This is a genomic window from Cytobacillus firmus (genome assembly GCF_023715565.1).
Taxonomy (GTDB): domain Bacteria; phylum Bacillota; class Bacilli; order Bacillales; family Cytobacillaceae; genus Cytobacillus; species Cytobacillus firmus_C.
Genome location: NZ_JAMBOJ010000096.1, coordinates 1 through 11,099, shown reverse-complemented (window position 1 = coordinate 11,099; position 11,099 = coordinate 1). Strand labels below are relative to the sequence as shown.

Here is an 11,099-nt window from a genome sequence, read left to right as displayed (position 1 = left end):
ATCCCGTTGAATTGGATTATGTTTAGAAAGCATATTAATCACCTCAAGCATTGTATTACTTCTATTTTAAATCAAAAAAGACTCCCGACAAGTACGATTTTCATCGAGTTTGTCGACAGTCTGAAATGAGACTGCCTTTACGGCAGTCTCATTTTGTTTCTTTCAAAAAGGACCCCCAATCATTAAACAATTGGGGATTCAGCAAAAGTTTATGGATTAGTAGACCACATGCCGGATGTTTTGACAAACACCCGAGGGTTCAATTTCAGCTGAGCTACCATGAATTCTGCCAGATCTTCCGGCTGCATGACTTTTTCAGGGTTACCGTCTGTCAGGTTTGTCTCAATCGCAAGGTCAGTGGCGACCGTGCTTGGAGTTAACGCACTAACCCGGATATTGTGTTTTCTGACCTCAAGCATCAGGGACTCTGTTAAGCCTAAAACGGCAAATTTAGATGCGCTGTATGCACTGGTGACAGGCGCACCTTTTTGGCCGGCTGTGGATGCAATGTTGATAATGTCTCCGGACTTCTGTTCAATCATTTCAGGAAGAACGGCTCTTGTCACGTTGTATACACCCATCAAGTTGACTTGGATGATGCTTTCCCACTCAGCGGGAGAAAGCTCCAGGAATCCTCCAAACTTGGCGATTCCGGCATTGTTAATCAGGATATCCACAGAGCCAAGATCTGACTTAATATGCTCGACTGCGTGTGTAACAGCTTCAAGGTCGGCAACATCGGCTGCTGCAGCAGATACATTTACATCGTACTGGCTAAGTTCCTCCGCCATTTTTTCCAGGTTTTCAATCGTGCGGCCAAGCAAACCAATATGGACGCCTTCTTTTGCAAGCGCGATAGCTGTAGCGCGGCCGATTCCTCTGCCTGCTCCCGTGATGAGAGCGGTTTTGCCTTTTAATTTATGCATCGTTTTTCCTCCTCAAAAAAAAATCATTCATATACTACCAGAAAGGCTGTGAATTTCCTAATAAACCGCTTGCGCAGCCGGGACAGTTGAGGAAGCTGTACCCCTTGTGATAAGATCATCTTCATTAAAAGGGGGATTTCTCATGAATCTTAGTGTTTTGGATCAATCTGTTATGGCAAAAGGGGATTCTGCAGCTGAAACTTTCCGTAAAACAGTCAAGCTTGCCCAGATGGCAGAAGAGCTTGGCTACACCCGTTTTTGGGTAGCTGAGCATCATAATTCGAATGGAATGGCCGGCTCCTCACCGGAAATTCTTATTTCCCATATTGCTTCAGGCACCACCCGCATTAAGGTCGGTTCTGGCGGAGTCCTTTTGCCTCAATACAGCCCCTATAAAATTGCCGAAAATTTTAATGTGCTTCAGACTCTATTTCCAGGAAGAATCGATTTGGGCATCGGGAGGTCACCAGGGGGATCTGCGTCCACCCGGCTTGCTCTGACTGATGGCGTAAGGAAAAGTCTGAATGAGTTTCCGAGACAGTTAAGGGATTTGCAGGGTTTTTTAAGCAAAGACCATCCATATCAGCATGTGCAAGCTTTTCCACAGACAGACGACCCTGCCCTATTGTGGCTTCTTGGAATTACGCACCGTGGAGCAAGACTGGCAGCGGAACATGGAGTTGCCTTTACGTATGGGCACTTTATCAATCCTTACAATGGAAAGAGAGCACTGGATACATATTTCAGTCAATTCCGGGCTTCAGCAGCTTTGACTGAGCCGAAAGCAAATGTGTGCATTTTTGTTGTGTGCGCTGATACACAGGAAGAGGCTGAGATGCTGGCTTTGAGCCAGGATATGTGGCTCCTGGCAGTTGAAAAAGGGAGAGATACGAGATTAATTTCAAGCATTGAAGCTGAAGATATCCAGCTAACACATGAGGAAAAGGAAAAAGTGACTGAAAACCGCAAGAGGATGTTAGTAGGTACCCCGGCAAAAATAAAAGAAGAACTGCAGGTGCTAAGCAAAATCTACAGAACAGATGAGTTTATGGTCATTACCAATATTCATGACTTTCAAGGTAAGCTGAATTCGTACAAACTGCTGGCAGAAGCATTCGGCTTAAGCTGAAACCAGAGATCTCCATTGCATCCACAGACTGAAAAATTATATTACTATTGAATGTGTATAACTAATTCATTGATTTTTTTAATTTTTCAGAAGTATCCACAACTTAAGGCGTTTTTAACCCAATTCATCCACACGGCGTGGATAAACAGAAGAGTTAATAGAGTTATCCACATAGGTGATCAAGATTGAGACGAAAAGTTATCCCCATTCATGCCCGTTTATTTGTTATCCACATAAGTGATTGCATGTCTCTATCCGGCAATATTGTATATTCTTCTCTGTAAGCGGGTCATTTTTATAAGAAACCATTATAAAAAAAAAGCCCGGTTTCCCGGACTTAGTTAATTTCTGCTTTCCCGCTGGATACAGAGATGCGGATGTCATGTTCTCCTGATCCATGTTTGCCGGAAATAGCATTTTTATCCCGCTCTTCATCATCCAATTCAAAATTGCTGTTGATATGGCCGCTGCTTGCTTTGCCTTTTAAGGTGAAGTCTGCATCATCAGGCAAATCAAGGCGGACAAAACCTGAACTGGCTTCCACTTTAATAGAATCAATCAATTTGCCAACCATTATATCGAGATGTCCTGATGAGACCCCGGCGTCAAGCTTGCCCTGGTAGTTACGGATCTTCACTTTACCTGAACTCATATCTATTTCGCCTGAACGAGCAAATAAGTGATCTGCATCCATCATTCCTGATGAGCCTTCATGCTCAAATTCTTCCGTTTTAATGTTGGCCAGGCTGACTTTTCCAGAGCTCATATTAACATCCAGGCTCTCAAGCTCGAAAGGCTTGCTTTTGGATTCACCGGCGAAATTCAGACGGCCGGAACCTACATGAATTGACATAGACTTATTGAAGTCTTCAGGAATGTAGATTCTCAAGTTGCTTTTGTTATTGAGAAACTGAAAGCCCTCAAGCCACTTTCTCTTATATTCTACACGAATTTCGTTACCAGACTTATTGACGGTCACTTTCCCTTTACCGTCAAGTTCCGCTCTAACTTCATTCCCCTTATTAGGAATAATGACGGTATCTGACCTTGATACATCAATGTTGATTGTATCCGTCCTCTTGCTGAGAGTAGCTTCGGTACTGCTTCCTCCAAAGATGAAGAAGCTGTTCACGCCGATAAAGAGCATATATGAACATATTAAAACAATAAAAATGACGAAAATCCTTTTCACTGTGAATCCCCTGCTTTCCAAATAATTTCTTAATATTATTTTATGCTAATCCGAGTTCAGGCACATTGAGCCGCGGTTTTATTTCCAGCTAAGACTTGAGGCTTATTGGATATGAGATTACATTTGTGCGGGTTATTAATGAGATCCCAAAGAATTCTTATCACTATTATAAAAGGAAAAAATAGGAACATTCATTTAAATAAAACAATAAGACTGTGTCCAAAGGAATGGACATGACACTGCTGCGAATGCTAACATAATAACAGTTTTCGACTTAAAAGTTGATAGGATTAAAACAAGAAAAAACTTGCAAACAAACACTTTCATAGAAATAATAAATATGACCCATTACTGAAAGCTTTTCAAAACAATAATAGTAAAGGTAGATGAATTTTTTATTTATGAGTAAATTTAATGCTGATACAATCATTACAATGAAGGATATTGTGCGTGAGGGTGATCAAATTCTCCGCGAAGTTACAAAGGAAGTGCCAGTGCCTTTAACTGTGGAGGATCGCGGAACACTGATTGCGATGATGCAGTATTTGAAGAACAGTCAGGATCCTGCAATTGCAAAGAAATATGGTTTGCGTCCAGGTATTGGGCTATCCGCTAACCAAATTGGCCTGAACAAGCGAATGTTTACTGCTTATTTTACCAATGAAAAAGGTGAGCCCCAGGAGCATTATGTAATTAACCCGAAAATAATCAGCCACTCTGTTGGTGTTATTTTTCTTCCAGAGGGTGAAGGCTGTCTGTCTGTAGACCGTGATGTAAAAGGATATGTGCCCCGTTATGAGCGCATTAAAGTAAAAGCGCATAATCTTGATGGCGAGGAAGTGATACTCCGCTTTAAGGGGATTCCGTCCATCATCATGCAGCATGAAATCGACCACCTGAATGGAATAATGTTTTATGATCGAATTGATAAAAACGACCCGTTCAAAATTCCGGAAAACTCAGTTATGGATCATTTTTGAGATTGAAAAACCGGCTTCCGATGTGAAGCCGGTTTTTTCTTAATCCATATCAGTCTTATCTTTTTGATCCTTATTCCTCTTATTTCCCTTGCTGTTATCACCGCTGATTGTGGATTGATTTCCTCTTGGTGAATTTTGGTTATTGCTGCCTTGATTGAATTTTTTGGTCATTGGGATTCTCCTTTCATAAAATGCTTCTTTATTTTCTCTAAATTACTTCCTTTTTATCCTGACCGGCCTTCTTGTTCCCTTTAAAATGGCATATACATTTAAAAGGATAATGATGGGGGGATCGGATGAATGAAATAGTATTGACGCCATGGGAGGAGCATGCATTTTGGCTGGAGATTCTTGAGGATCATGCGATATTTGTCAGGGACCATCTATCGCCGGCAGAAGGCAAGTATATAAAAAGAGCGGATGACTACAGGCAGACCTTCAGAAACCTTAGGACCAGGCTTAATCAGTTAGCATCTTCAGCACCTGCAGACTCACAGGAAGCTGCTGCAATGGCCCAGGAGATATGGCCGACTGTAAGTGGCTATTTTCAATTTGAAGGAAAACTTCAGAATCTGAGAATTAATAACATGATTAATATAAATCTTTCGCCAACCTATTTTAACGGGACATTAAGTGAAAATCAGGAATATTTACGCCTGCTTTCTTATTATGCAAAAGGGCTTATACCTCCGCCGCTATCTCTTTTTGATTTGCTGGATTTGTGGCTGGAGGATCAGCTGGGACACATCATTCTTATGAAAAACTCAATTGATCCGATAGAGGTATTTGTAGATGAGCAGGCAGATACGTATACCCGGATTTTTCAGGGGTTTATGGTACAGAACCGTCATATGAAAGGATATCTCCGGTTTACGCAGCCAGGGTTTCCCCGACAGGAGGCATTGGCCAGAGATGTGGGGCTGACTGTGATTGAAATGAATGAATACATTAAGGGGATAGTCGAGAAATACGCGGGCAAAAGAATCCTCAATAAAACAACACTGAGATTTCTCGAACATCACTTCCCTGAAGCCTGCTATCTAATTAAAAAGCTGAGTTTTTACGCTCCTGAGCTGGTGGAAGAAGCATCAAAATGTTCTTTGAAAAAACCATCCTATTCTTAATCCGAAAAACCCCTCTTTTAGAAAGAGGGTTTTTTTCTGTGGTCTCCTATAAACTAAGCACTTTAGGAAAAGATAACAATATAATTACTTTTCAAACAGGAGGCTAACATGAAAAAGACACTTTTTAGTGCTGTGTTAATCTGTTTCATTTTAATCATTTCAGGATGCGGAACAAATAAAGCAAACCCGGAGAATCAGGATCAGCCTGCCAAAGAAGAGCAGGGGGAAGATTTATTGTCAAAAGTAAAAGATGAGGGGAAACTGCTGATTGGAACGGAGGGCACTTATCCGCCATTCACGTTCCATGACGATAAAGGCGAGCTTACCGGTTTTGATGTGGATATCTCAAAAGAAGTGGCCAAAAGGCTTGGTGTGAAACCTGAATTTTTGGAAACGCAATGGGATGCCATGTTTGCGGGATTGGATTCAAAACGGTTTGATATGATTGCAAACCAGGTGGGAATTCGTCCTGATCGGCAGGAGAAATATGATTTTTCGGATCCGTATATCTCTTCTTCTGCGGTTCTGATTACACATGAATCCAATAATACAATTTCGAGCTTTGAAGACATAGAGGGATTGAAAGCCGCACAGTCCATGACTAGCAATTATGCTGACTTGGCAAAGTCATATGGTGCGGAAATTGTAGGTGTAGATGGATTTAACCAGGCGATAGAGCTGATTAATTCTAAGCGTGCAGATGTTACGCTCAACGATAATTTGTCATTTTTGGATTATAAAAAACATAAGCCGGATGCACCGGTTAAAATCGCTGATCAATCCGATGATGCTTCCCAAAGCGGTCTAATGTTCAGAAAAGGAAGCGATACATTGGTTGATGAAGTCAATAAAGCATTGGCTGATATGATTGAGGATGGCACGTACTTGAAGATTTCAGAAAAATGGTTTGGCGAAAATGTACTTAAGTAATATTTTTGCCAGCCCGGAAAGGATCGAAAGACTGATAGAGATAGGCATGAATTCATTTCAGCCATTGCTGAAGGGGGCTATTCTCTATACCATCCCGTTAACGCTAATCTCCTTTATATGCGGGCTGGCATTGGCAATATTTACGGCACTTGCCCGCATTTCGGGAAATAAGGCACTCGGAGCGATAGCGAGAATTTATGTATCAGCCATTAGGGGGACGCCCCTACTTGTACAGCTGTTCATCATCTTTTATGGGCTTCCAACTATTGGTGTGATTATTGATCCTTTACCCTCAGCAATTATTGGGTTTTCGCTGAATGTAGGGGCGTACGCCTCCGAAATTATCCGTGCAGCCATCCTGTCAATTCCAAAAGGACAATGGGAAGCGGGATATTCCATAGGCATGTCTTATTCCAAGACACTTAAGAGAATTATCCTTCCTCAGGCATCCAGGGTATCGATACCGCCGCTATCCAATTCATTCATCAGTCTTGTAAAGGATACCTCTCTGGCTTCCATGATTCTTGTTGCAGAGATGTTTCGAAGAGCACAGGAAATAGCTTCAACCAATTATGAATTTTTACTTTTATATACTCAGGCTGCCCTTATATACTGGGTGATCTGTTTTATGCTCTCAATCTTGCAGGGAAGGCTTGAACGCAGGCTGGACAGATATATTTCTTCATGAAAAGAGGCAGTGCTATAGATGATTAATATAAAGGGTTTGTATAAGCAATTTGATCAGCTGGAAGTACTGAAAGGAATCGATTTGGAAGTGAAGAAAGGGCAAGTTGTTGTAGTGATCGGGCCATCTGGGTCTGGAAAAACGACCTTGCTGCGGTGCATCAATGTGCTGGAGCAGCCAACTTCAGGAATTCTTGCCATTGGTGATCAAGTTCTCGACTTTTCCCGGCAGGTCCCGAAAAAGGATATCCCACCCTTCAGACGACTTACAGGAATGGTGTTTCAAAACTATAACTTATTCCCGCATATGACTGCACTGGAAAATGTCATGGAAGGGCCGGTTACAGTGAAAGGCATATCAAAGGAAACGGCTAAGGAAAAAGGGGAACTTCTCTTAAGAAAAGTGGGTTTAGCGGATAAAGCGGGCTACTATCCTTACCAGCTTTCAGGCGGCCAGCAGCAGCGGGTTGGAATTGCCAGGGCTCTTGCGATGGAGCCCAAGGTCATGCTTTTTGATGAACCTACTTCCGCGCTGGACCCTGAACTTGTTGGGGAAGTGCTGAAGGTGATGAAGGACCTGGCCGCTGATGGAATGACCATGGTGATTGTTACTCATGAAATGAGATTTGCCAGGGATGCAGCGGATGAAGTCATTTTCATGGATGGCGGTATCATTATAGAACGCGGTAAGCCCAGACAGATATTTTCCAGTCCCAAAGAAGTCCGTACAAGCCAGTTCCTGAATTTAATTCAATGAAAAGACCTCTGCAGACAGGCAGAGGTCTTTTTTTATCAAAAAAAATGCTTCCATGAAAGGAAGCTGAAAAAAGGGGGATTTACACTTGTAGGATTAGTATGCCCGGACAAAGGAGTTCTTATTCATAATTTTTTAATAAATAATCCTTAGTATAGAGCACTTTCGCCAGAGGTTTATTCCATGTTATTCGTGCTATACTAAAAATACAATCCGGTGGGAGAGGTGCTAATATGAAGGAAAATATACTAATATGTGTAAGCAATCCCGATCATGCGGAAAGACTGGCCCAGAGAGGCAAAAAACTGAAGGAAGCATTTCGGGGAGAGGGTTATATCCTATCCGTAGAAAACCGGAAAGAGGAAGAGTTTGACTTTAACGAGCTTCAGACAAAATACTTGTTCGAAAGTTTAGCAGAGAAATACGGGATGAAGATGCTCGCCAAGTATGCCGGGGAGAAAAAGACTGCCAGGGTGATCGCTGATGTGGCCAAGGAGTATAAAATCACCCAGATTATCATTGGACAGGCTGTTCAAACCAAGCTGGAGAGGCTGGTAAAGCCTTCGCTGATCAATGAATTATTCCAGCTGCTTGATGGGGTGGATATTCATGTCGCAGAAGTTTCCAGAAAGGTCCATGATCCTTCTGATGATACAGAAAAAGGGATGCCGGCCCAAATCGTCCAAAAAGGCCACGATTATCATCTAATCCTTGGAGAAAGTCATGAGAATGGAATAAATGGCACTTTCTTTAAAGCATTATCCTCCGACTTCTCAAATGGTTTTTTTGTTATAAAAAGAGGAAATAACCATGAAGTACTGCGTATTCATCACGGTATTGTTGATAATAATATATTGAAAGATAAATAAGAAAGCCGGCCACCCAGCCGGCTTTTGGCATTTTTAAATGAAGTCATTTACATCATACACTTTGCCGCTCTCAATCTCCTTATGCAGCAGCAGGCCTGCCAATGTGTTTGCCACAGTTTCCGTATCCCTTAGCATACCTTTCTCCTTATATGCCTGGAATTTTTCCAGATCATGAAAGGATTCCTTTGCTGAAGAACGAATGGTTCCCTGCATATCTGTGTCCATGATACCTGGACTAAAGGCTATAATTTTATGGCTGCTTCCTGCTGTCTGCAATTCCAATGCAGCAGTTTCCGTGAACATATTTATTCCGGCTTTTGTGCTGCAGTAGGCACTCCACCCCTGTATAGGTCTTTCCGCAGCCCCTGAAGTAATATTGACAATGACCATATCACATGAAACTTCACGCAGCAGGATGTTTGAAATCATTATAGGAGCAATCAGATTAACGTGAGCATTTTGAATTAATGCCGCATGATTGAGGTTCCCGGCTGTACCGATTGGATCAATGACCCCTGCGTTGTTAAATACATAAACGGTCTCCGGCTGTTTCTCCTGCAATAAGGCTGTCAGTTCGCTGAAAACAGATTCAAGCTCATCCGGTGAAGACAGGTTGCAGAAATATTGAGCATAGAATACTTGTTTCTTTGCAGCAAGCTTAGCTAGTTCAGGGTTTTCGGTTCGGGAAACAGAAATGATCCCAGTACCTTCCATCATCATTCTCCTGGCAATGGAAGCCCCTAACCCTTTTGATGCGCCAGTTATGATTGCCAATTTCACTTTTATCACTCCTATTTTCTGCTTCATTATCTTCTATTAAAACAGAAAACAATTACTTTTTCCTGTATCGACCATTGTGATCCTCCCTGAAAGCTTTCATTTCATCTTCTATTAAATTGATAAGGGAGAGGATCATTCCTGTAAACAGGCAGGTAACTGTAATCATGCTTATACCAAACAGAAGGTAGAGAAAGAAAGTGCTGAAAAAAGTAAACAGGAGACAATAATGGCAAGCACTAATTTTTCGCATTGACCGGCTCTGCCTTCCAGTAATAATCACTGAACACATCCGCAAATGCTTTAATAGAATGATTCAGTTCTTCCAGATTATTTTCCACACCACCGAATTCCAGCAGGAGGGCCCGTTCGGAAAGATCCTGGTTATATATGCCGTTGCCTTCACTTTTTCCTTTCACAATGACGCCTCTGCTAATTCCCTTATATTTTGCTTCCAGTGCCTGATGGAGCTCCGTAGCCACTTTTAAGTTCTGCTCATAGTTTTTGTGCTCCTTGCCGACGACAAAAAATAGTCTCGCGTAAGGCTTTTGATCAATTAATGCAGTTGTTTTCCCGCGTGGCAGCGAATCTCTGTGTATATCAATCAGAAATTTAACATCTTTATTCTCCGTCATGGCAGTCTGGACAGCTTCTCGTGACATCTTATAGGAATTCTCCCAGTTCCAGCCCTTCTTTTTCAGCTCAGCAGCTATATTGGTTTTATCATGCTCAGCGCCTATGCCTTTTCTCGCCAGTTCTTCACTAAGCTTTTTTCCGACAGCAATAACATTAACCTGTTCATTGGGACTAACAGCCTCATCTGTATTCTTGACATCTTTTAATAACGGAGCAAACGATTCCCAGCTGTGGGAATGGTAAATAAGAACCCCTTTTCTGTCTGGAATTTCCGGGGGAGCAGCATTATCCTCACTTTGGCCGTTATTCATAGCCATTTCTTTTTCTTTTAAAAGAACTTCAAGGGGAGGGGCGGATTCCACTGGCAGGTTGGTGAAATCGGTACCCTCACCTGCCACGGCAATACCGGTATCAAAGATCGAAAAACCAGGAAGCTCCCGGCCAAGGAATGTTCTAATATCCTGCGGCTGTGTGTTGGTTGCCAGCTTAAAGAGGGTTCCGGACAGAGAGTAGCTTTCAGCAGCTTCCTTGTAAAAATAATGATTTTCAGCTTTTAAAAAATGAATGAAGAGCTGGTCGGCTTTAATATCCTTTAGCAGCACATTCATATGTGAGGAAGAAAAGGCAGCCGGATAAAGCGTAACAGCCCCTGCAAGCGCCACGACTGCACAAATACTGAGAAGCCAGCTGTTTATATAAAAGAAAAGAGAATGGACGCTTAATTTAGAATTCATATTAATCCCTCCACTATCTAAATATATGACGGATAAGCTGATTTAGAAGATAGGGATCCAAAGGGAAATCGGGCTTTTTTAAATAGCCCGCGATGAAGAAAATGTTCAGCAGTATTAAAGGCGTGCTTACGAGGCTGCCTAAGTGATTGCAAAAGAAGGGGACAAAAAAGTGGTCTTGAATGATCTTGCAGCCATTTAGTATAAACTGCATAATAAAATGTAATCCTTTTTACTAAATTGAACTATACCCCAGATACTGGACACTTATAAAAAAGTGCCCCTTTCTGGGGTTTTTTGTGTTTCAATAGATTTAATCAATAGGACGGAGGATTTTTCATGAGTAAGAATATTTATAATGAATTCC

12 protein-coding genes are annotated in these 11,099 nt (G+C 41.9%); 7 read left to right on the top strand and 5 right to left on the bottom strand.

All coding sequences use genetic code 11. From position 1 onward, the window contains the following. Positions 1–209 precede the first annotated feature (209 nt). Positions 210–926 carry a 3-ketoacyl-ACP reductase gene (locus M3205_RS24125; RefSeq protein ID WP_251172200.1) on the bottom strand — a complete coding sequence of 239 codons (717 nt, stop codon included), beginning with the start codon at positions 924–926 and terminating at the stop codon, positions 210–212. A 142-nt stretch (positions 927–1,068) separates the two neighbouring features. Between M3205_RS24125 and M3205_RS24120 the strand changes: the two genes are divergently transcribed. Then, positions 1,069–2,055 (top strand): LLM class flavin-dependent oxidoreductase, encoded by a 987-nt coding sequence (locus M3205_RS24120; protein ID WP_251172199.1) that lies wholly within the window; start codon positions 1,069–1,071, stop codon positions 2,053–2,055. 337 nt (positions 2,056–2,392) lie between these two features. Here the strand turns inward: M3205_RS24120 and liaG are convergent, their stop codons facing one another. Next, entirely contained in the window at positions 2,393–3,247 is an 855-nt protein-coding gene (gene liaG, locus M3205_RS24115) for a LiaG family protein (protein WP_251172198.1), read from the bottom strand. 401 nt (positions 3,248–3,648) lie between these two features. On the opposite strand from liaG, the gene def reads away from it, so the two are divergent. Then, positions 3,649–4,227 carry a peptide deformylase gene (def, locus tag M3205_RS24110; protein WP_251172201.1) on the top strand — a complete coding sequence of 193 codons (579 nt, stop codon included), beginning with the start codon at positions 3,649–3,651 and terminating at the stop codon, positions 4,225–4,227. Between the two features lie 39 nt (positions 4,228–4,266). On the opposite strand, the gene M3205_RS25725 is transcribed toward def, so the two are convergent. Then, entirely contained in the window at positions 4,267–4,398 is a 132-nt protein-coding gene (locus M3205_RS25725) for a hypothetical protein (protein ID WP_285886972.1), read from the bottom strand. Positions 4,399–4,523: 125 nt separating this feature from the next. On the opposite strand from M3205_RS25725, the gene M3205_RS24105 reads away from it, so the two are divergent. The 5 genes from M3205_RS24105 to M3205_RS24085 all read left to right on the top strand — a co-directional run bounded on the left by M3205_RS24105 (position 4,524) and on the right by M3205_RS24085 (position 8,588). Next, the gene (locus M3205_RS24105; protein WP_251172197.1) at positions 4,524–5,351 is read left to right on the top strand and encodes a DUF2935 domain-containing protein; all 828 of its coding nucleotides are present in this window, start codon (positions 4,524–4,526) and stop codon (positions 5,349–5,351) included. A 108-nt stretch (positions 5,352–5,459) separates the two neighbouring features. Continuing rightward, a complete protein-coding gene (locus M3205_RS24100) occupies positions 5,460–6,281 on the top strand; it encodes an amino acid ABC transporter substrate-binding protein (protein WP_251172196.1) in 822 nt (273 codons plus the stop codon). Next, entirely contained in the window at positions 6,268–6,969 is a 702-nt protein-coding gene (locus tag M3205_RS24095) for an amino acid ABC transporter permease (protein WP_285886969.1), read from the top strand. Before M3205_RS24100 ends, M3205_RS24095 begins: the two co-directional genes overlap by 14 nt. An 18-nt stretch (positions 6,970–6,987) precedes the next feature. Then, positions 6,988–7,722, top strand: coding sequence for an amino acid ABC transporter ATP-binding protein (locus tag M3205_RS24090; RefSeq protein WP_251172194.1), 735 nt, complete (start codon positions 6,988–6,990; stop codon positions 7,720–7,722). A 230-nt stretch (positions 7,723–7,952) separates the two neighbouring features. Beyond that, positions 7,953–8,588 carry an adenine nucleotide alpha hydrolase family protein gene (locus tag M3205_RS24085; protein ID WP_251172193.1) on the top strand — a complete coding sequence of 212 codons (636 nt, stop codon included), beginning with the start codon at positions 7,953–7,955 and terminating at the stop codon, positions 8,586–8,588. Positions 8,589–8,621: 33 nt separating this feature from the next. Here M3205_RS24085 and M3205_RS24080 read toward each other — a convergent pair whose 3' ends face one another. Both M3205_RS24080 and spoIIP read right to left on the bottom strand, forming a co-directional pair. Further along, on the bottom strand, positions 8,622–9,395 hold the full coding sequence (locus M3205_RS24080) for a (S)-benzoin forming benzil reductase (protein ID WP_251172192.1): 774 nt from the start codon (positions 9,393–9,395) through the stop codon (positions 8,622–8,624). 209 nt (positions 9,396–9,604) lie between these two features. Then, positions 9,605–10,735: a stage II sporulation protein P gene (gene spoIIP / locus M3205_RS24075; RefSeq protein ID WP_251172191.1), complete on the bottom strand. Its 1,131-nt coding sequence runs from the start codon at positions 10,733–10,735 to the stop codon at positions 9,605–9,607. Between the last annotated feature and the right edge of the window lie 364 nt (positions 10,736–11,099).